The organism is Paenibacillus sp. SZ31, from assembly GCF_012912005.1.
Taxonomy (GTDB): Bacteria; Bacillota; Bacilli; order Paenibacillales; family Paenibacillaceae; genus Paenibacillus.
Map to the genome: position 1 here is coordinate 58,819 of NZ_JABBEA010000011.1, position 21,628 is coordinate 80,446.

The 21,628-nt window shown below is 45.2% G+C and carries 16 protein-coding genes; 14 read left to right on the top strand and 2 right to left on the bottom strand.

Annotated features, from left to right (window positions below; all coding sequences use genetic code 11):
• Positions 1-281 precede the first annotated feature (281 nt).
• The 11 genes from HF638_RS19810 (at position 282) to HF638_RS19860 (ending at position 14,798) form a co-directional block, all read left to right on the top strand.
• Complete coding sequence (locus HF638_RS19810) at positions 282-1,121, top strand: YitT family protein (protein ID WP_169481796.1); 840 nt, start codon at positions 282-284, stop codon at positions 1,119-1,121.
• 304 nt (positions 1,122-1,425) lie between these two features.
• The gene (locus HF638_RS19815; RefSeq protein ID WP_169481705.1) at positions 1,426-2,646 is read left to right on the top strand and encodes an ROK family transcriptional regulator; all 1,221 of its coding nucleotides are present in this window, start codon (positions 1,426-1,428) and stop codon (positions 2,644-2,646) included.
• A 34-nt stretch (positions 2,647-2,680) separates the two neighbouring features.
• Positions 2,681-3,739 (top strand): ROK family protein, encoded by a 1,059-nt coding sequence (locus HF638_RS19820; protein ID WP_169481706.1) that lies wholly within the window; start codon positions 2,681-2,683, stop codon positions 3,737-3,739.
• A 43-nt stretch (positions 3,740-3,782) separates the two neighbouring features.
• Complete coding sequence (locus HF638_RS19825) at positions 3,783-5,006, top strand: MFS transporter (protein ID WP_248278207.1); 1,224 nt, start codon at positions 3,783-3,785, stop codon at positions 5,004-5,006.
• Between the two features lie 21 nt (positions 5,007-5,027).
• The gene (locus tag HF638_RS19830; RefSeq protein WP_169481707.1) at positions 5,028-7,271 is read left to right on the top strand and encodes a helix-turn-helix domain-containing protein; all 2,244 of its coding nucleotides are present in this window, start codon (positions 5,028-5,030) and stop codon (positions 7,269-7,271) included.
• 239 nt (positions 7,272-7,510) lie between these two features.
• Entirely contained in the window at positions 7,511-7,882 is a 372-nt protein-coding gene (locus HF638_RS19835; RefSeq protein WP_169481708.1) for a hypothetical protein, read from the top strand.
• A 394-nt stretch (positions 7,883-8,276) separates the two neighbouring features.
• Positions 8,277-9,878 (top strand): extracellular solute-binding protein, encoded by a 1,602-nt coding sequence (locus HF638_RS19840; protein ID WP_169481709.1) that lies wholly within the window; start codon positions 8,277-8,279, stop codon positions 9,876-9,878.
• 112 nt (positions 9,879-9,990) lie between these two features.
• Entirely contained in the window at positions 9,991-10,893 is a 903-nt protein-coding gene (locus HF638_RS19845) for an ABC transporter permease (protein ID WP_017688833.1), read from the top strand.
• A 38-nt stretch (positions 10,894-10,931) separates the two neighbouring features.
• Complete coding sequence (locus tag HF638_RS19850; RefSeq protein ID WP_047842693.1) at positions 10,932-11,804, top strand: carbohydrate ABC transporter permease; 873 nt, start codon at positions 10,932-10,934, stop codon at positions 11,802-11,804.
• Positions 11,805-12,047: 243 nt separating this feature from the next.
• Positions 12,048-13,754, top strand: a complete 1,707-nt coding sequence (locus HF638_RS19855; protein ID WP_169481710.1) for a hypothetical protein — start codon at positions 12,048-12,050, stop codon at positions 13,752-13,754.
• A 78-nt stretch (positions 13,755-13,832) separates the two neighbouring features.
• On the top strand, positions 13,833-14,798 hold the full coding sequence (locus tag HF638_RS19860) for a sugar phosphate isomerase/epimerase family protein (RefSeq protein ID WP_169481711.1): 966 nt from the start codon (positions 13,833-13,835) through the stop codon (positions 14,796-14,798).
• Between the two features lie 588 nt (positions 14,799-15,386).
• Here the strand turns inward: HF638_RS19860 and HF638_RS19865 are convergent.
• Positions 15,387-15,971: a P-loop nucleotide/nucleoside kinase family protein gene (locus HF638_RS19865; RefSeq protein ID WP_169481712.1), complete on the bottom strand. Its 585-nt coding sequence runs from the start codon at positions 15,969-15,971 to the stop codon at positions 15,387-15,389.
• A 284-nt stretch (positions 15,972-16,255) separates the two neighbouring features.
• On the opposite strand from HF638_RS19865, the gene HF638_RS19870 reads away from it, so the two are divergent.
• Together HF638_RS19870 and HF638_RS19875 are read left to right on the top strand one after the other, a co-directional pair.
• Positions 16,256-16,591 carry a PadR family transcriptional regulator gene (locus tag HF638_RS19870; RefSeq protein ID WP_017688825.1) on the top strand — a complete coding sequence of 112 codons (336 nt, stop codon included), beginning with the start codon at positions 16,256-16,258 and terminating at the stop codon, positions 16,589-16,591.
• Positions 16,588-17,937, top strand: a complete 1,350-nt coding sequence (locus tag HF638_RS19875) for an FtsW/RodA/SpoVE family cell cycle protein (protein ID WP_169481713.1) — start codon at positions 16,588-16,590, stop codon at positions 17,935-17,937. Before HF638_RS19870 ends, HF638_RS19875 begins: the two co-directional genes overlap by 4 nt.
• A gap of 61 nt (positions 17,938-17,998) precedes the next feature.
• On the opposite strand, the gene HF638_RS19880 is transcribed toward HF638_RS19875, so the two are convergent.
• Positions 17,999-19,789: an ABC transporter substrate-binding protein gene (locus HF638_RS19880; RefSeq protein ID WP_169481714.1), complete on the bottom strand. Its 1,791-nt coding sequence runs from the start codon at positions 19,787-19,789 to the stop codon at positions 17,999-18,001.
• A 135-nt stretch (positions 19,790-19,924) separates the two neighbouring features.
• Here HF638_RS19880 and HF638_RS19885 point away from each other — a divergent pair, with 135 nt between their 5' ends.
• Positions 19,925-21,544 (top strand): DUF4153 domain-containing protein, encoded by a 1,620-nt coding sequence (locus HF638_RS19885; protein ID WP_169481715.1) that lies wholly within the window; start codon positions 19,925-19,927, stop codon positions 21,542-21,544.
• Positions 21,545-21,628: the final 84 nt, after the last annotated feature.

The following is a 21,628-nucleotide window of genomic DNA, read 5'->3' on the forward strand; positions in this document are numbered from 1 at the left end:
AAAACAATACGACCATGACAGTAAGTCACAAACGTCAGCCTTCTATAATGATGAATATCAATGATGACCCATGACATTTGTCATGGGTGCATGATGGTGAATGGCTTTGCAGAAGTGAAAAGAGAACGGTTTTGTAAATTCCTTTGCACAAATCACGCAACAATTTGTATTATGTATACAAATTTTGTTGTGGGCATGGTAAAATCTATCTTTGAGTGATTATGACAACTTATGAGACGGGTCGATTAGGTTGATTTCTGATGGATTGGATGGAATACATGATGAAGAAACGAATTACGGATGTTCTATTTATTATGGCAGGTGCATTTCTGTTTGCACTGGCGGTGAACCTGTTCGTCATCCCGAACGACTTGGCTGAAGGCGGCGTAACGGGTATCACGATTATTTTGTATTACCTGTTTGAATGGTCTCCTGGACTGATGAACTTGATCCTGAACGGTATTTTGTTAATTGTGGGATATCGGTTTCTTGATAAAACGACTACGGTGTATACGATTATTGCGGTCGTATTCAACTCATTGTTCCTGCATCTGACGGAGAACTGGACGATTGCATCGGATGAACTCTGGATTAACACCATCTTTGCTGGTGTATTTGCCGGTCTTGGTATTGGCTTGATTGTTAGAGTGGGAGGTACAACGGCGGGGACAGTGATCTTGGCCCGACTTGCCAACAAATATCTGGATTGGAATATCAGTTACGGACTTCTGTTTTTCGATCTGATTGTGGCCTTTTCTTCATACTTCATCATTGGACCACAAGGGTTAATGTGCACCATTGTCTTGCTGTTTGTCGGAACCAAAACGATGGAGTTCATTATTGAAGGGCTCAATCCGAAAAAAGCCGTTATGATTATCTCTTCCAAACAGGATGAAATCGCGAAGCAAGTCATTGAGAAGATGGATCGCGGAGTAACCGTCCTGTCCGGTCATGGCTATTACACGAAAAATAAGAAAGAAATTCTATACATTGTGATTAGCAAGCAAGAAGTTTCCATGCTGAAGAAGATTGTACGAGCAGAAGACGAGATTGCTTTTATCACCATTCATGATGTGCGTGATGTATTCGGTGAGGGATTCATTGAACTCTCCAAAACTTGATACACTTATATAGAAGAAAGAAGTTGCGGTGAAAGCTCACTGCAACTTTTTTTGTTGCGATGATGTGGGAATATCATGTCATCTATTGGAGCATAAAAAGCTGTACACTCCCAAAAGGCGGTGATATATTGAATTTAATCAATTTGTTAATAAACTTAACTAACTAAGCATTTAGCATAATTTCCAAGAGCGTTTTACAATCAGCAAAATATAGATCGAAACGGTGTTATTCGTCTATATTTTGTACCCGAGAGCGACTTTAATCGAATTATGCAAAATGCTAACTATAAAAGGAGGGGATAACATGGCTGGCACACCGCAATATATCCGCAATCTGAATGAAAATCTGATAATGGATGCTCTCATAACGCAGGGCACCATGTCCAGAGCGGATATCAGCCGTCAGACCGGACTTAGTAAACCCACGGTGTCGTCGGCGGTCGAACATCTGATTGATCGTAATCTGGTGAAGGAAACGGGGAGAGCTGACAACGCTCAGGGTCGCAAAGCAACGCTCATCCGTTTCAATGAAACGGCTTATTATGTCTGTGGGATAGATCTCGGAGCAACACGTATTCGGATCGCATTATCCGATCTGAATGGAGAGATCATCGCCTATCGAACGTATCCCATGATAGTCCAAGCAGCCAATGACCGAGCAGAAGCGACAATGTTGGAGCTGCTTCGAAGCCATATGAATGCATTGCTTGACGAGAATCATCTGAACTGGAATCAGATTCAGTGCATCGGGTTCGGCATACCGGGTGTAGTACTGCCTGATTCGGGTCGCATTAATCGTATTGTGGACCCGTTAGCGGGTCTGGAACATGCCTTCTCACTGGAGTCGTTGTCAGGAGCATTTCCCTGTGAAGTAATCCTGGAGAATGATGTGAATCTTGCGGCGCTGGGGGAGTATAGGACTGGTGCAGCAGCAGGTTGTCCTTTGTTTGTTTTTTTCTCCATTGGAACAGGAACCGGCGCTGGCATCATGGTGCATGGTCAACTGCTTCGAGGTCTTGGAGGGTTAACCGGAGAGATTGCCGAGATGCTGATGGAGGATGGGCGTCGTCTGGAGGAAGTACTGTCAGCCGATGGTCTGATGCAATTGGCGAAACGCTACCTTAATCCACATGATGAACTATTGGAAGTTGCTGATTCGGGTGTGGATATAAATGCAGATGCAAATGATCTTCGGAGACACCTGACTCCCGAGATGTTGTTTGAAGCTGCACGCAGTGGAGAAGTAGAGGCGTTAGAGATTCTAAAGCAGTATAGCCAGATGATTGCTTCAGCTTTGCGTCAGATTAGCGTGGTGCTTGCTCCTAATCTGATTGTGCTTGGCGGAGGCATCGGGGGAAACGGGGATGTGTTGTTACCGTTATTGAGACAGATCATATCTGAGCAATTCCCGGTGCAGCCAGAGTTAATCTGTTCCAAGCTCGGTGAGCAGGCTGTTGTCACTGGCGCGGTGCAGGTGGCTGTACAACAAACGATGCTAAATCTGCAAAAGGAAGCCATGGAATAGATATTGGATTTACACATGTAAGGAGGGAAACGGGATGACAGAATCCGTGAAAAATGTAAGTAATGATCGCCAGTCTAATCAGGTTGGTACGGTTGGAGGTGATCCATCCGGCTGGATTGCAGGTATTGACATTGGAGGCACCAAAACATTAATGCTCTTGTCATCACAACAGGCTGGAAGTGAAGTTCATGAACGTCGCTTGCCTACGCTTGCCAGTGATCAGCCGGATGAGTTCTTCCAATGGTTATTCGCTGAATTGGAGACGTTCTGCCGTGAAGTTGGATGCAGTCTGGATCAACTTAAAGGTGCAGGCTTGGGATTCCCTGGTGTGATTCTGCAAGATGAGGGAATACTGCGAAGTGCTCCGGCTTTTCAGTGGCCTGAGCAAGATATTCGCCCTATTATTGCGAAGTATTACAGCGGGAATATCATGTTGGATAATGATGTGAATATGGCTGCAATGGGAGAATATGATCAAGGGGCAGCACAGGGACATCAACACTGTGTCATGGTCACGGTTGGAACAGGCATTGGTTCTGCTCTTATCCTGAATGGAAAGCTGTATAGCGGTCAGAATGGAGCAGCAGGCGAGATTGGGCATTTCATTGCCGGAGACGAAGGGATTCATTCCGGTTACGTTGCGGATGCGGATTCCTTTGGTGTATTCGAGCAAGCGACTTCAGGTACGGGAATTACCGAACAGGCGAGGCGTTATTTTGCAGATGGAAAAGGAAGTGACGTATCCCTGATCATGAGTCTGGCAGGGGAGAAAGTGGAACAGGTCGAAGCCAGACATGTATTCAAAGCAGCCGAATCAGGTGATATTGCTGCACTGGAGATCCTGGAGCTGCCCATGCGTTATATGGCACGAGGCCTAGCCAATATTATAGCTTTACTTAATCCTTCCATAATTGTGATCGGTGGTGGCGTGGCAGCATCCAACCCATCCTATTATCTAAATGAAGTACGTAAACGCCTTAAACGATATACGGTTCTGCCTGCGCGTTTAGCTATAGCTGAACTGGGGAACCAAGCAGGCGCCATCGGGGCATTGGCTGCAATCAGGTCAAGTCTAGTACGGACGTATCAATAGAGAATAGGCGAAGCGACTACAGAATTAAAGGATGGAGATCCGGATGAGAAGCAGACATATGAAGGCTTACACAGAGAAAACAAAAGCCGATTCCAATGATGCAAGACGTGTTTTACTCAAATTGCAGGGCCTATATCTGTTTATGGGACTTGCGGGAGGAATGTTTAACCCGTACATTAATCCCATATTGGTTGCACAAGGTTTTTCCAGTAAAGAAACCGGATTTATTATGGCGTTTGGCACACTCGTATCTATTATTCTTCAACCTATATGGGGAATTCTGGTAGATAAGTTTAAAAAGACACGATTCGTACTGGTAATAAGCCTGCTTGTTCCTGCATCGTTAGCGTACTTCTACAATATTCAAGTGTACATTATATTAATATTGATTTATACTTTATGCACTATATTCCAAGTGACTCAGATACCTGTGGCTGACTCCTATGCGGTTACCGCCGCGAGGGCAGCCAATACCTCATATGGCATGATCCGACTCTTCGGCAGCATCGGAACGGGAGTTGGTGGATTCGCAGCAGGGATGTATCTCTCCCAGTTTTCCATTCACATGTTATGGCTGCCATTTCTGATGTTTAACGTTCTGAGCGCCATACTGGCAAGTACACTTCCCCGGCAGACGAGCATATCCTCGTCCTCGGTAACCTTCTCCGTAGGTTTGGCAAGATTGCTCCGAAACCGGACATTCCTTCTATTTCTAACAGGTTGTTTCCTGGTTAACCAAACGCTCACTGCGTTTAACTCCTTTTTCGTTATTTCATTTCAGATGGCTGGCGGTTCTGTGACCATGACAGGTACAGCGTTGTTGCTTGCGTCGATTACCAATGTTCCATCCATGTTGGCAGCGGCATTCATACTCCGAAAATGGGGGCATGAACGCACGATGCTCTTTGCAGCCGGGGCGTATATGTTACGTTGGGGAATACAATGGCTATGGCCGACGCCTGAGGTGATGATTGGCGTTCAGGTGCTGCATGGATTATCCTTCGGATTCTTCTATATTGCAGCAGTGGAATATGTGGCTTCTGTTACGGGACGGGAGATGCAGGCCACGGGACAAAGTTTATTTAACATGGTATTTGCTGGCCTGGGCGGAATTGTTGGTAATATGCTTAACGGATATTTACTCGATTCTGGCGGTCCGTCATTGATGTATCTGTCTTGCACGATCAGTGCGGCACTAGGATCAGTGATTCTGTATATCGTCAGCAGGCAGGCCAAAGAACAGAGAAGATCATACTCATTAGAATAGAGATGGAAGGAGTTGGAGCCTATGAAAGTAAATCTGAAGCGGAATTGGCACACCAAGTTGATGTATTCCTATTTTCCCATTTTTCTGCTTACGATTTCCATTCTGATCTTTCTCTCCTTCCTGATTGTCAACGAACTCTCGCGTAATGAAACGCAAAAAGCCGACATGATCTCCACCCGCTATATCGTGGATACACTGGAGCGCTCGTTAAGCGACATTGAACTTCGGTTGCTTGAAGACATCGGTGCGAACAAGACATACAGTCGTTTTCTGGAAGCTGGACAGGGACAATTATCGAGTCAGTTCATCTATGATGCGGCAAGCGGGTTGGGACGTATGCTGGATCAGCAGGATATGATTCAATCGATTTATCTCTATCGCATGTCGGATTCCCAGATCCTTACGCCAAGAGGCATGATGCGCTTGGAAGATTTCCAAGATCGTGCCTATATTGAGCAAGCGTTGAAAGATCGCGAGAACCTCGGTTGGAACCTGCCACGTGAATACAAGGAACGTTCGTTCGACGTACCTTCACAGGTGATTAGCATGAATAAGTGGCTTCCTTTGCCGTGGGGCGGGGAAGGTCTGCTCGTCATTACGATCCGCATGTATGCAGTAGAACGGCAGATTGATAACATGACGAATGAAAAGTTGTCTGTTCTTCAGGTTCGGGATAAGAGCGACAATCTGATCTATGCCGCGCATCAAATGGACCCTTCAGCAGGCGAAATCCTTAATCGTGTATCTGCGGACAAGCTTGGTCTGGTCTTCGAGAGTGGCATTCAATCCGGACAACTGTATTCATGGGTATCGCTTGTCTCCTATGTGTGGATCGGCATTGGTTTATTAACGATAGTTGGTGCAGTGGCGGGCCTGATCTACATTACTCGCAGAAATACTCGACCCATTCAGTTGATCATGAATCGAATTCAGGCGCTACAGCCACGTGCCGAGGAAGATGAAGCAGCCCCGTCCGTCAAGGATGAACTGGCTCTCATCGACCGTGCGCTGGAACATCTGATTGCTCAAACGGTTGATTATGAGAAACAGCATCATGAGAACCTGCTGATTCATCGCAGACAGTTGCTTGTTGATCTGATGGAAGGAGAACGAATGGATTCGTTCCGTCAGCGACTTCGTCATCTGCAACCGCTAGAGGAACGTTTCATGGAACCGAAGAGTGTTGCTGTCCTCATTGCGGAGATGAATGGTGACGATCTCTCGACCAATCAGAATATTCTGAAGATTGCGCTCATGAACGTGGTAGAAGAACTTGTGCAGAACGAGACACAGTTCGGTGGTTGGGCTGAATGGTTTGGGAACCGCAGACTTATTGTGGTGATTGCATCGGATGAGCAGGAAGGACTGGATCGGAAATTGCTTATGGATCTGGCTAAACAGATGCATATGTGGATTGCGGAACACTTCCGACTCCGGTTTACCTTTGGCATTGGACGAACCGTATCAGGTTGGGAAGAGATCACGCGATCCTACGCTAGTGCAGATGCGGGTCTGCAGCATAGGCTTACCCTTGGTAAAGATGCGATTGTTCTCAGTGAGCAGCTACCGGATCGTACTGAGCTTCAATCGTACAAGTACTTGCAGATGCTCGCGGACTTTGTCCGTGAATTCAGGCTTACGGGTGATGGCTGGCGGACGCAGCTGGATCAGATGTTTGTTGCGTTCGGCGAAGATCAGATTACAGATAACGATATTCGGATGTTGCTGCAGGCGTTAATCCAGATGTTGTCCCGTGAATTCGGGGAGCTGTCAGAACGGTTGCAAAGCCAGTTTGCCGAGGAAATCCTGACTCGTCTTCGCAGTGATATCCAGCAGGTGGAGACACTCGAGGAAATTCAAGAGATTTTGCAGGAATGGCTTAAAGAGGTCTATCGCAATTATGTTTCTGTGAATGAAACGAAAAGTCATCGAGCGATGATCAACGAGCTGCGGATCTATATTGAAGAGCATTTTGATGATCCGGATCTGTCGCTGAAACATCTGAGTGATCGGTTCCAAATCTCGGGTAAATATGCGAGTTATTTGTTCAAGGAAGAGTTTGAGATGAAGTTTGTTGATTTTCTTGTGAAACTGAGGGTCGAAAAGGCCTGCCGTCTGTTGTCTGCATCCGATATGGCTATTCAGGATATTGCTGTGCAAGTGGGCTATGCCAATGCCATTTCCTTCGGCAGAGTATTTAAACGGATTATGGGCGTGACACCTGGGGATTACCGCAAGCAGAGTGGAAAACAAGGTGAACAATAACGATATTGGAAATGTTAGAACATCCAAGCATCGCGTGAAAAACAATATTCTTAGAGATATCTCATGAAATCTCCTGTATGAAGGAATAAGGTCCGTGCCTTATCGTCCTTTTACAGGAGATTTTTTGATGTTTAATACAAGATCTTAGGCCCATTAAGCTGGTGCGTTAAGAAATTTTAGGAATGACCTATACTAGCATTATGACAATCCATTAATTCATAGGGAAGGAGTTGAAGAAGATGTACACATACGGACAGCAAGTGTGGGGATCGGTAGATATCAATAGGCAGGTTACCATCACAACAAGCAACAACACATTCACATTTAATGTAGATGACTCGTCATATACGATAACGATACCTGACGGTACCTACGCAACCACTCGCCAAAGGCATGAATCGGAACTTGTGCAGGCCATTTCGAAGGCGGGGGCGGCCGAGAACATTCCTGTACAGTTTATTTTGGGCGGAATGCATTATGATGAGAAGTATAATGTGTTGATTCTGGAACATACGGACACGACCAACGAACATGTCATCGATCAATTTGAGGGAAATGCCATCGATACGTTGTTTGGTCAAGTGAAGTTTAATCTTCCGCCGAGGGATTAGTACATGAAATGCTTTAATATGTGCTACACATGGAGATCACTACAGATGTGGTCTCTTTTTGTTATGGTTTGATGGGAGTACCCAGCGGAAAAAGGATTATTGCGAATTCGGTTATGTCAGATGGTACACAATAAATCAAGTAAAACCAAACAATTAGTGTTATTATAGTTAACATAAATGTCGTGAAAATTGTATATTGTCAGGAAATATGTTTATATATCGCGGTATTTGACTTAAAAAACGCAATTTTTACATTTTGAAAATAGTTTATTGTCTAAATATAAGATCGTATGTAATGATTAGTGACATTCACAGGTGCAACGAAATGGTTGAACAAAGTGGAGTGGCAATCATGTGAATCCATTCAGAGAGTGTGCGAAAGGGGAAAGGTCAAATGAGATTATTTCAAAGACGTAAGGCAGGCAAGGCAAGTTCAATCCTCGCAGTGGTAACAGCATTCACTCTATTATTATCTGCATGTTCGTCAGGAAGCGAATCTACATCTTCATCAGGAGAGTCGGGTTCGGGGGAAAAAACGACTTTGAAAGTGGAAATCTTCGACCGGGGAAACACACCGGCGGGCTACACCATTTCGGACAGTTATCTGACTCGCTTCATTCAAGAGAAGTTTGGCGATCCAAACAACATCGACGTTCAGTTTGTTCCGGTACCACGCTCGGAGGAAGTACAGAAGCTTAACGTTCTGATGGCGAGTGGCTCTGAAGTACCTGATATCGTCTTTACCTACGACTCGGGAACATTCAACCGTTATGCACAACAAGGTGGTTTAACTGAACTTACGGATCTGATCAATCAAACGGGTCCTAACCTGAAAAAATTGCTGGGAGATGAAACGCTGGCCTACGGTCAATACGATGGACAACAGTTTGCGGTTCCAGGTAAACGTCTCGTACTTGGTAAGTACGCATCCTATGTTCGTCAGGACTGGTTGGACACGCTCGGATTGCCTTCACCGGAGACAGCTGAGGAGCTGCATACAACACTGAAGGCCTTTAAGGAAAAAGATCCGGGTAACGTTGGTACAGGACTTATTCCAATGGGGATGTCCATTGCCTCGGCTCAATATGAACCACTGATCTGGTCATTCATTGAACCACTGACGGAAGAACAAAAATATACATTAACGCAACAACTGGGTTCTAATGACTATCCAACGTTGTTGCCTGGTTTCAAGGATGCCTTGAAATATTTGAACACACTTTATAATGAAGGATTAATGAGCAAAGACTTTGGACTCGACAAAGACAAGAAAAAGCTGTGGGAAGATGTATCTAACGGAAAAGTTGGATTCTACACCGAGGATGCAGGGGAGATATACATCTCTGGTACGTACAAAAACTTGCAAACCAATCAACCTGGTGCAGTGATGACACCGATTGATGCATTCAAAAACTCCGAAGGCAAATTCGCCAAACCGGCTTATGCACCCAATGCGATGTATGTCATGATTCCGAAGTCAAGCAACAATGCGGAAGCAGCAATGAAGTATCTCGATTGGATGGCTTCAGGCAACAACCTGTTCGACCTGCAATTCGGTGTTGAAAATGAGAACTATGAGCTCGTGGATGGAGTTCCATTGATCAAGGATGATGCTTCTCCTGAAATCGCAGGTCGCATCTATAATTCCGGTGACATTGCCATTATCGTCAATGGTAAATACGTTGGGGATGACAAGAAAAATGAAGAAGCTTATGTCGTGCAGGTAGAGTCGAAGTATCGGGATGATATGCGTAAGTCGGTAGCGATCTCTAATACGGATACCATTCAACCGGTGCGCTTCTCCAAACCGATTGAGGCGGAAGCACGCTACGGTAACGGCTTGAAAGACAAGTTTATGGAGTTCTTCGTGAAAACAACCATTTCCAAACCTGCTGATTTTGAAGCCACGTATGACAGCATGATGAAAGATTACATGGCGAGCGGTGGTCAAGCGATCCTGGATGAACGTACAGAAGCTTACAATGCGATGAAATAAGTAGAGTAGAGATCACATCTAATGCGTATGGCAACAAAGAACAGGGATTTCATCAAGGCGATGACAACATCGTCTTGATGAAGAAATCCTGAATGACATGGGGGGAAGGTTTATGAAAACAAGCATCTATTTCCGCAGAAACTGGCAACTATATGCGTTGCTCCTACTGCCCATGATCTACTTCATTATTTTCAAGTATGGGCCAATGTATGGTGTGCAGATTGCGTTCAAGGACTTTAACTTCTTTCAAGGTATCGCTGGTAGTGAGTGGATTGGCTTGGATGCGTTCAGAGAAGTCTTTCAAAATCAGGGATTCTACACGGCATTACGCAATACGTTAGTGCTTAACATGCTGGACTTACTGGTATCCTTCCCAGCGCCACTGATATTGGCTATTTTATTATTCGAGCTGAAGAAGGCCTGGTTCAAAAAGTTGGCACAGACCTTACTGTACATTCCTCACTTTATTTCGTGGGTTATTATTGGAGGGATCGTACTTCAGGTATTCGGTACGCAATCCGGTTTCATTAACAATATCTTAATGAGTATGGGATTCGATCCGTTACCATTCCTTTCAGACAAAAACTATTGGCTCTTCACGTATCTTGCGGTAGGCGTGTGGCAGAGTGCAGGCTGGGGTACGATACTGTATCTGGCATCCCTGACAGGGATTAACCGGGAACTGTATGAAGCGGCAGAAGTGGATGGAGCAAGTCGGCTACGCAGAATCTGGCACATCTCCTTGCCAGGCATCAAAACGACGATTGTTACCTTATTGATCATCAATGTCGGCAACATGATCTCTATCGGCTTCGACCGACCATTTATTATCGGTAACGTGGCTGTACGTGAATACTCGGATGTGCTCAGCACATTTGTCTATCGTGTCGGTTTACAGTCTGGTCAGGTTACGCTCGCAACAGCTGTAGGTTTGTTCCAGGCTTTGGTTGGACTTGTCTTCATACTCGGAGCGAACTATACGTCCAAGAAATTAACCGATGAGAGCATTATGTAGTGGATTGAATCACATATGATCTGTAAGGAGTGAGTGGGATGTCTGAAAACACGGCGAATCGAATATTCAACACGGTAAATGTCATTCTTATTGTCATTACGATGGTGCTGTGTCTTGCACCATTCATTCATATTATTGCGATCTCGCTCAGTTCGAACCGGGCGATCGGTTCAGGAGAAGTTTCCTTTTTCCCAAAAGAGTTGTCCTTTGAGGCTTATACTAAAGTATTTGCAGATGGATCAATGATTCGTTCCCTCATCTATACCATTTGGCTGACCGTCCTGAGTACGGTGCTCAGCATGGTGATGACCATTGCAGCGGCATATCCACTGGCGAAGAGTAATCTGAAAGGGCGCAAGTGGTTCATGCTTGTCATTGTGGTGACAATGTTCTTCAGTGGGGGCATTATTCCTGAGTACATTCTGATCAAAAATCTGCACCTACTCGACAGCACATGGGGACTTATTCTGCCTGGATTGATTAGTCCGTTCTATATGATCATCCTCATTACCTTCTTCCGAGGGATTCCTGAAAGTCTGGAAGAAGCGGCGGGCATTGATGGAAGTAGCCACTTTGGAACACTTATGCGGATTATTTTGCCGCTATCCCTTCCGGTTATGGCGACACTGAGTCTATTCTACGCGGTAGGACGGTGGAATGGTTTCCAGGATGCACTCATGTATATTACCAAGCCTGAGCTATACCCTTTGCAATTGAAATTGTATCAGATGATTCAGCAAAACCAGATTACAGAACTGATGCAGAACGAAGGCATTGGTGCCGTTCAGGTCCTACCTGAGAGTCTGAAAGCAGCCAGCGTTATATTCTCCACGTTACCGATCCTGCTTGTGTATCCGTGGTTGCAACGGTACTTTATCAGTGGCGTAATGGTAGGTGCTGTAAAAGGTTAATAGAGGTTGTTCAAAAAGTTCACTTTTGATTACGAATGATGCCTAGTGGCATCATCAGCATCGAATATGAAATTCAGCCGAAATAAGCGGGAGGCTTACGAAGTATGTTTCCTTCGGAAACATTGTAGTTGCTCACGTAGTTGTCCTACGCTCCGCTACTCCATTTCTAGCTTAATTCCATCTTCTTGGTACTGAAAACTGATCTTTTTGAACACGCACCTATAGTCTCAGGAGGTCCATGACATGACACAACGAATGGTAGAGAAGATGTCGAAAGAGCAACAGTATCTTGTAAATCAATCCATGTTGATGATGGATAGCTTCTATGATAAGGAACTGGATCTGCTTCGCAGTTTTGAAGAGGAGGATTCATCGCAGCACAGCACACGAGCCAGTGCACATTATGCGCTCGGGTTGTTGATTCGAAATGAGCCTGGTGATGTGGAACGCGCGATACGGGTGTTCCACAAGGTGCTCGATGTTCAATATGACGCTCCAGATGAGATCTATCATGGAACCTTCGCGACCCGACCCAATGATGTGCATCCACCAGCGGGTCACTATGCTTGGAAATCTTTTGCGCCAGGCACGGCCTATTTCCTGGAACGCACCTTTGAGAAGGTGTCTGCGCAGTTTATCCATAAACTACAGGAAGAGGGTTCTCTGCTCACAGAGGCAGCAGATCCCAAACAACTGAAAAACCTGTTTCATTCGGCAGTGAATCAGGTGCTGCCACCGGTCTGGATCAGTTATGATCCCAACTGGCGCGAGTTTATCGCTTGTGTCTGTGTTATCGTAACTGCCGAATTCGCCGAACTTATGCCGGAGACACTCATGAAACGGATGGACCATGCGATGGAACTGGCTGTTCAAGGGTCAGTGGAACGAAGATTATCCGATGTCATTCCAATGAACACCAATATTGAGTTGATGCATATTTTCATCACCCATTACTATGGACACCGCTTGAACCGGACAGAATGGATTCAGCATTCGGATAAACAAGCGGAGGCGTTGATGAAGGAGTTCGAACAATACGACGGTACATTCGCGGAGTTCAATACGACAACCTATTACGGAGTCGATCTGTCGGTACTTGGCATGTACCGCAAGTATGGACTCACCGAACGTTTGGTTGAATTTGGACACCGGATTGAACACGGGCTTTGGAATAACATTGCAGTTTATTACAATGCCAACCTGGAGAATCTCTCTGGCCCGTTCTCTCGGGCGTACGACATGGAGATGCGAGAACATAGTTCAATCGGTGTATTTATCTATCTTTTGCTTGGTGAAGGGTATGAATATCTCACAGGAATCAACTGTGAATCTGGTCATGATCCGATGATTGCGCTCCTTGGGGTGGATGTGCCCGCAGAAGCCATACCGTATTTCAAGGCTCATCAAGAGGATCGTCTTGTGCAGAAACAGTTCATGGAACTGTGTGAGCGCAATGATCCAACGTCCAATCGGAATCTATGTACTGCCAAAGCCTGGATCGGTGAGGATCGGATGATCGGGGCCATGTCGGGAAGTGTGAATACCAACGGCCAGATGCATCCTGCCACGATCCACTGGCAGACAGAGACGGGTGAGCGTTATTATCTTCGCTTGATCCGCCGTGAGGTAGGCGAGGGGTGGAACAGTCATCTACGCGGAGTAACGTTCGATGCGGACCTCACACCAGAATCGTTAACCATTGATGTGGAGCTGGATACGGCGGAAGAGATCGACGTTTATTTTGAAATCAGAGGGCCATCCCTTCGTCAGCAGGACATTACACCAGCGTTATGGCAGTTCCCAGGACTTACGTGTACCGTGAAGGCTGAGGCGCCTGAACCATCCGTGTTAATGTACGTGAATCATGCGGAGATCATCTATCGTTATGTGCCTGGAAAGACTGCGAACAGGATGAGATTTGAATTAATCCTCCGTGAAGACAACGGTTAGAGGAATGAATAGTAGAGATAGATAGACAGATTAATGGAATATGAATGGGCGATAGAATGAGAGACAGGAGGACCAATCATGTATACGGACAAACAAGAATATTCGTTCTCAACATGTTGGAATATCAAACGTCATACGACCGGACAAGGCATGATCGAGGAGATCAAGTCTCTTGGATTCAAACAGGTTGAACTGAACTATAACGTTACGGAAGAGTTGCTGAAGACGATAGAACCGATGATTGAACGCGGAGAGATCGGTGTATCCAGTGTGCATAATACATTTCCACATGTGCCTGATCCGGATTACGGGACGGATTCCGTCCTGCTCGGATTCGATGATGAGCCGCGCCGCAAACGGGCGATTGAACTGTTACTTCGCTCAGCCGAGTACGCACATCGTTATGGTGCCAAGGCTGTTGTTGTACATCCCGGTGAGGTGCCGTTTGAATACAATATAGATGAAGCGTTGAAAAAGATATACCACGATCAGGGGCCGGATTCACCGGCGTATCAATCTTTATGGCAAGAGATGCTGGAGAAGCGGGAAGATGGTAGCGCACATTACCTGAGCCGGATTCAGGAAAGTCTCGAAGAGGTATGCGACTTGTCGGAGCAGCGGGGATACGGGGTGAATTTCGGTATTGAGACCCGTTCACGCTGTTATCAGATGCCGACTTTGCACGAAGCAGGAACGATTATTGGACAAATGAAGGGCGCGCCGCTTGGTCTCTGGTACGATATTGGTCACGGCATGATGATGGATCGAATGGGCCTATATGACAATGTACGTGAAGCTAACGCGTTGATTGATCACGTGGTTGGGGTGCATATCCATGAAACCGTAGGGTTGGCAGATCATTGGTGTCCATACGTTCATAGCAAAGACATGACCTTCTTTGATTCCTTTTTGGATATTATCGACCGTTCTCCGGTGAAAGTATATGAGCTGAAAGGCGCTTGTACACCGGAAGAAATCGATGAGAGTCATGGGTTGATTACAGCTCGCATTGCTGAACGTCAAGCGGCACGTCAGCGCGGATAGGGAGATTGGTAAATTTTATGCTGAGCGCATGGATAGGTGTGTGGTAGGGGGACGGAGGAACGTGAAGTATTCTTCTCGGCAGATATCTGACATCCAATTGGAGTAGAAGGTATCGGCTATCCCATGTTGTGAGAGGATCTTTAATGGGAAAAGGGATCGGTTTCATCGGCCTGATAGGCTTGGTGACACGGATCCCTTTTTTTTGATTTTGTTTGATATGTAAATGTGATTGGTGTACAGCTTTCATTCAGATCACATTTTGGCGCACACTTGGCTTCATTGCTGGGCACTCTTTGGAAGCTAACGAACCTGACGCACCTTATTCCAAGCATATGAGTCAGATTGAAATCGTAAGGAATCTGAGACACCTTATTTATCCGTTTGTAGCAGGTTTTGGCCCGTTTTCATTCATTTTCATTCGTCTGCTCCCGTTTAGCGTTATTGAGGTTCGTTAGAATTTTAATATTAGTCTAAACAAGGCAATAAGGTGCCACAGGTTCGTTAGAGTTCAAGAAGTGAGTCACAACTTGGCGAGAGAAGCGTTTAATCTACCTATCACCAAAGTAAGATTGAGCGTGTGATTCTTTTTTACTCGTACATCCGTCGTTCAAGTTCAGCATAGGCAATGGCAGGATCATCACTGGAATTATCAATATAAGCGACGGATGAAGCAGGGAGCGGCCAGGCTATCTCTTTACGGACGAGAGAAGCTGTGAAGGCATCCCAGTTGGCTAACTTCCATTCATCTAGTGGGGATTTTCTTGCTGAGATCCGCTTGTGATACAATGCTTCATTCTCTAAATAAATATAGGCCACACGCACATCCGTATCTTTCAGAGAACGTCCAATCCGTGCGAGTTCCTGCTCGATCCAGTCAGAGGTACCGATTTCCTTGGTAAATGGCCCCACAACGATCGTATCGATATCCAACTGAACGTTATCCAGAGCGGCGTCCATCGTAATGCGGTACCCAAGATCACGGCACAACCTTTTGTATTCAGGCGAATCTCGGTCGGATGGATCAAGTCCCTGAAGGGTCATAATCGCCTCAGCTGCTGGGCGAAGCAGGATATCCATGTCGAAGAAAGCAGCTTTATGTTTACGGGAAAGGGCTTTGGCTAGTGTGGTCTTGCCACTTCCGGCCCCGCCGAGAAAGAAAATTAGTTTGCTCATGAATGTTATGCCTCCTTTAGTTAGATTCAAAAAACTGGATATGTAATTGAAAAATACACGAATATATAGCTTCATCATTAAAGTTCGTGAATGAAAGGACTTGTTTATTTTAACATAAATAAAGAAGCTTGTTGGCTAGACAGAAAAGGAAGGATAAGGTAATATCATACCTAGTTGTTCTATGCATAGGTTTCCGATGTATATGAAAAGAAGAGATTTAAAAGTGTATTTTTCGAAATCTAAAAACTCTTGCTAAATAAATTGAAAAGGAAGGAGTGAACGCGTTGCAGGTTAACAAACAAATGATTAAAGGCAGTACCGAAACATTGATTCTGACCCTGCTTCAGGAACGACCGTTGTACGGTTATGAATTAATTAAGGAATTACATCGTCAATCCGAGGGTGTGTTTAATCTGAAAGAGGGTACGTTATATCCTATTTTGCATGCTATGGAGATTGAAGGATGGGTAGAGTCGTACTGGATGGAGGTTGAAGGCCGTAAACGGAAATATTATTCAATTCGTGACAAGGGCATGGAGGCCTTACAAAGTAAAAAAGCAGAGTGGAATTTGTTCCGTAGAGCTGTGGATCGGGTGCTTGGGGAAGGAGGCCTGACATGACGAATCGACATGAACGAATTCAGCATTATCTTGATCACATGTGTGTTCAGGTTAAAGCTCGCGAAGTACATAACGACCTGCGTGATGAGTTGGGAAACCACATGCAAGAAATGATTTTGGACAAAAAACAAGAAGGTTATACAGAGGAAGAAGCAATTGCATATGCCATTGAACAGATGGGCGATCCTGCAGTAGTGGGCAAAAGCATGCACCGGTTGCATCGCCATCGTATGCATTGGGGTCTGTTAGTTGGACTAATTGGTTTGTCTATAACTAGCCTGTTACTGATATGGATTTTTACGATTAATGTAGCAGATGAAAAGTATCAGTTCTTATATCGCGGTCATGTGATGTACACCGTTATAGGTGTAATGATTATGTTGTTCTTTATTTACTTTGATTATCGTAAGTTGAAAAAAGCTGCTTGGTGGATCTATATTCTACTTAATGCCCTTTTGTGGATTAATCCAATGATATCTACGAATTTTTATGGTATGAGCAGATTCCTGATTGCACCACTTGGATTTGTAATAGACCTTACCACTGCTTCAGTGTGGATTTTGCCACTTGCCATAGGGGCAATTGTGCAGGAGAAGCTTCATTCAAACTGCAATATGCAATCCATATTGACCTATATTGCTATGGTAGCGTTACCTGTAGTGCTATTGTTTCAAATGTCGGACTGGGTGCGCATGTTTCTGTTTGGCACAATGTCCATTATTTTATTTGGTTGGCTCACGCGAAAATGGCTTTATACAGTCTTAGGTGCTGTTGTAACAGGAAGTATTTTTGTATTGTTATTGTTTTTTGCAGATAGGTACGGCCGCCTGGAGAGGCTTTCTGTCGTTTTGAATCTTCAGGATGACCCTTACGGTGGCTATAGTAACAATTCCATTATTAAAATTATTCAATCAGCCGGCTGGTGGGGTAATGGGATTGATACGAAGTTCGACATGTTTAAAATGAGTTATTTAGATTACCCAGGTGTTCTGCTCATTGATGTGTTTGGCTGGTCAGCCGGGATACTGTTATTGGTGGGTATCATCTGGTTTGTTGCAAGTATGGTGAAGATGCTTCCTCGCATTCGGGACAATTTCGGTCGAATGATAATTATCAGTATCACATCCATGTTTGCGTTGCAAATCATCTATTCGTTGGCGATGACTACCGGCAAGGCTCCAATTCTTAGCATTGTTTTTCCTTTAATAGGATATGGCAATCACCTGCTTTTCGAATATGCCATGGTCGGCTTACTTCTCGGTATTTATCGTCGGAAGGATACCATTTCGACGATAAATGAAAAAATACAGCAGAAGATGGATGCCGACCTACTGACCAATTCATAGGCATCCAAAATCATTACCGTATCATGAAATGAAGATATTGTTATGCTCGTTTAACGAGCATTCACGGAAACCAGATATGACGCAGGTTCACCCAGCCCTGGCTATTGAAAGATAGACCACGCACAGAAGGTAGATAAGCGGTTTCTACTGGTTTTTCGGATAAATGGAACAGTAAATTCTGATCAACCAAAAATTGCTCAATTCGATCTAATTCAGAAGTTCGATCTACTGCGATGGGAGAGGCGACGATGGTTTGCAAAATCTCATGAATCGTTATACGAGCAGAATCTTCCAGATGCTCAGATAACGTAGAGTAGAGATCGTATCTGCGCAGTTCTTCGTCCCTGTCCCGAATGAGAGAGAAGAGAATCAGATCAGATTCCAGCCGCAAGTTTCCTTTGAACTGCTCCATCGTAGCGGTTCGGACGGTACAAGAGAAACCGCACTGCTCCAGTATGGACGCCAGATTTTTAGCATCCCTGCGATATTGTGGAATGGTTGCAATGTGCAAGGAGATGGGACTGGAGGATACGGGACTTATCAATATATCGCTAAATCCCTCCGAGTGGACCTGGACTTTCTTGGTACTCACCGCACCAGAATCAGGAGCGACGACCTCAGAGTTATCTGCATGTCCGTCATCTCTATACATTCCAGCAAGGCATGACTGAAGGTGTGCTCTTACTTCCGGATCGTTTAACGGTCCGGTTTTTTGTGTATTACACGTGAGCAATTTATGAACCATTACACCTGCACTAATCTGTGTCCAGTCTGCACCCGCAGACGAAGACGGATTATGAACAAGATGAAAAAACGGAGTTTCGATATCTTGGCTATCATCCATTTCTGCCGAAGCACTCCATGGAATCTGCAGAATATCCACACGGTCCATATGTGCTCTACCCTGAAAATACGATGTAAATACCTCAAGTCTGCACAAGTGATCATCCCAGGCAGTGACCTTGAACGGCCCCGTGCCAACAGGTTTTTGCATCCCGTGCACATCACCCGAGAGTTTCATCTTCTGTTCGTTTGTTCCTGGTGAGGGTACAATCGCAGCACGACTTGTTGTAAGAAAGGACAAAAACAATTCGTGAGGGTCTTTCAACTGGAAACACACGGTTAAGGGATCGACCGCTTCAATAGATAAAATTTGTTTACTCACATCGCGGTATAGTGTCCGGCGATCTGAGGATAGCAGCCGTTCAAACGTGTGCACAATATCATGGGCCGTCAGCATCTGACCATTGTGAAATGTAATCCCTTTTCGCAAATAAAAGATCCAGGTCTGCCGGTCTGCGCTGACATCCCAAGTGTGAGCCAGACAGGGAAGAATCTCTCCTTGTTCACCCCTCTGAACCAACCCGTCAAAGACATGGCTGGTAACAAAGGATTCAGCTAATAGATTAATGTACAGCGGATCAAGCGCATGAAGCTGTTGGCGCAGGGGCAACCGAAGCGTATCAATCTGCTCATTATTGGTGCCGGCTTCCGTATGATGTCCTGAATACCCAAGCAACCACTGGTTTAGATGATCCTGCATGATTGTTGAACTGGAGAATGCACTCACCTGCTCGGCAGCTTCCTGCAATTCCCGGCGATTCATGGCCTGCATCATATATTCTGCGGCGATTTGATCAGCCGGAACAAGCAAAGTCAGTGAAGAACGCCGACCCCGGCCACGCTGGGAAACCCAACGAATCCAATCATGGGCAACCATCTTTTTGACAATGGTTAATGTATTACGGTGCGTACAATTCAGCAGTTCAGCGAGATCGGCGAGTGTAAGTTCATGTTCTGTATGGTGACCGTAATGGCGATGCAACAGCAGATATTGCTGATGTAATTTCAAAGTGTTGATTCCCTCCTGGAGGTGATCTCTGACGCAATCCTCTAAAATAAGAAGTTTTATCGATTTTAATTTCTATTTATATTCCTATTTTATCATCTAGAATAAAGCATAGAAAGGTTAATGGAGGTTTTTCCCATGATTGATAAAATAATGGCTTCACCGCACCGCGCGCTGATCACGCTACTGTCCGCATGGATGCTGGCGATTATTCACCAGTATTTATTCTATGGTAATGAAATTGGAGTATCGTATCCTATCTTTGTAATTCTCTTTTATGTGTTCATGTATCTGTTTGCACGGGACCGCATGAGGTCTTTCAAGTTCATTGATGCTTTTGTAGCGGCTGTAGTGCTATTGTTGTCGCTAACGTTCCTGTTATACGACAATGAACTGCTGTATGTTCTTAATTTTCTGGTCATACCTGGCGTAGTTATCTTACATATGACGTATCTGATGGGCAGAAAACAGAAGCAATGGTGGGAGATTGGTTTGATTGGTACGGCTATTGACCACATGCTGCCTCAAGCCATACGTCATTGGGGGACTGTTGCTGCTATTGCTGTGAGAGCAGGCGGGCGTGGCATGGGCAAATCCCAAAAAACCGTTGTTTTCAAAGTGCTCATTGGCCTTGTGGCGTCCTTGCCGATCCTCATTGTAGTCGTTGCGTTACTGTCCTCCGCTGACGGGGTCTTCGATCAATATTTAGCCGGTTTTCCGGAGTGGCTGAATCAGCTGGCTTTTACTCCAGGGATACCGAGAATCATCTGGATTGTCATTGCAGGTGTATTGCTGTTCGGTTATGTATGGGGATTTGTACAGCCGATGCAATATGAGGCAGAGAAGAGAGCGAACGCACATTGGAAAAATGGAGCAGCACCCACGGTTGATAAGCGTGATCACACCTATATATTCTCTCCTGTGGATCCGGTCACTAAAGGTGAGGTTACGAATAAGATTACACCCGAGCCCGCACTCACTCCGGTTCATCGGGAACCATTCAGATTGGATCCCATCATAGTGGGTACGATGCTCATCGTCATCAACTGTGTGTACGTTTTGTTTGTACTTGTACAGTTTTCGTATCTCTTTGGTGCGGGAGAGGGGCATCTTCCGGTAGATCTGTCTTACGCAGATTATGCGAGAAGTGGATTCGCAGAGTTAATTCTCGTCATAGGTATTAACTTCTTTATTCTTATTGTTGCTTTGCAGTATACCCGTTCGAGTGGCAAAACGGGTTCCATCGTGCATCAGGTACTTCTCTTGATTCTGGTCAGTTGTTCAGCAATTATGTTGTATTCCGCGTTTATGCGCCTAAATCTGTATGAGCAGGCATATGGATATACGTACATCCGCTTCCTGGTACACGCATTCATGATCTTCCTTGCACTCCTGTTGCTGATTGCTGGCCTTCGTATACGGTACACATCAATACCGCTGATCCGCTGGTATATCGTGCTGGCGCTCACAGCTTATGTTGCTGTCAATTATGTGGGCATGGATAAACGGATTGCCGAGCTGAATATTGAACGTTATCATCAGACTGGCAATATTGATGCAACCTATCTGGCAAGTCTGTCGGCAGATGCAGTTCCGTTACTTCGAGAGTTTGCTCAGGAGGAGTATCCGGATCTTAAGAGGGAAATGCTGGAACGTCAAGCCTACCTGGACGAGGATGCATCAGATCGTTCATGGCCTTCTTATAACGTTGCAAGACACAGAGCTGAGCTAGAAATGTCCAAATTAAGAACGGAATAGTTGAATAATCACTGTTTTTACGTACGGATTTATGCAAAAACAATATGTAAGTGTTATAATATAAAAACTAACCTATAAAGGGGG

What these genes read in the sequence shown, in the direction of transcription:
- HF638_RS19810 (WP_169481796.1), top strand. Translation starts at nt 282, where the DNA reads ATGAAGAAACGAATTACGGATGTTCTATTTATTATGGCAGGTGCATTT.
- HF638_RS19815 (WP_169481705.1), top strand. Translation starts at nt 1,426, where the DNA reads ATGGCTGGCACACCGCAATATATCCGCAATCTGAATGAAAATCTGATA.
- HF638_RS19820 (WP_169481706.1), top strand. Translation starts at nt 2,681, where the DNA reads ATGACAGAATCCGTGAAAAATGTAAGTAATGATCGCCAGTCTAATCAG.
- HF638_RS19825 (WP_248278207.1), top strand. Translation starts at nt 3,783, where the DNA reads ATGAGAAGCAGACATATGAAGGCTTACACAGAGAAAACAAAAGCCGAT.
- HF638_RS19830 (WP_169481707.1), top strand. Translation starts at nt 5,028, where the DNA reads ATGAAAGTAAATCTGAAGCGGAATTGGCACACCAAGTTGATGTATTCC.
- HF638_RS19835 (WP_169481708.1), top strand. Translation starts at nt 7,511, where the DNA reads ATGTACACATACGGACAGCAAGTGTGGGGATCGGTAGATATCAATAGG.
- HF638_RS19840 (WP_169481709.1), top strand. Translation starts at nt 8,277, where the DNA reads ATGAGATTATTTCAAAGACGTAAGGCAGGCAAGGCAAGTTCAATCCTC.
- HF638_RS19845 (WP_017688833.1), top strand. Translation starts at nt 9,991, where the DNA reads ATGAAAACAAGCATCTATTTCCGCAGAAACTGGCAACTATATGCGTTG.
- HF638_RS19850 (WP_047842693.1), top strand. Translation starts at nt 10,932, where the DNA reads ATGTCTGAAAACACGGCGAATCGAATATTCAACACGGTAAATGTCATT.
- HF638_RS19855 (WP_169481710.1), top strand. Translation starts at nt 12,048, where the DNA reads ATGACACAACGAATGGTAGAGAAGATGTCGAAAGAGCAACAGTATCTT.
- HF638_RS19860 (WP_169481711.1), top strand. Translation starts at nt 13,833, where the DNA reads ATGTATACGGACAAACAAGAATATTCGTTCTCAACATGTTGGAATATC.
- HF638_RS19865 (WP_169481712.1), bottom strand. Translation starts at nt 15,971, where the DNA reads ATGAGCAAACTAATTTTCTTTCTCGGCGGGGCCGGAAGTGGCAAGACC.
- HF638_RS19875 (WP_169481713.1), top strand. Translation starts at nt 16,588, where the DNA reads ATGACGAATCGACATGAACGAATTCAGCATTATCTTGATCACATGTGT.
- HF638_RS19885 (WP_169481715.1), top strand. Translation starts at nt 19,925, where the DNA reads ATGATTGATAAAATAATGGCTTCACCGCACCGCGCGCTGATCACGCTA.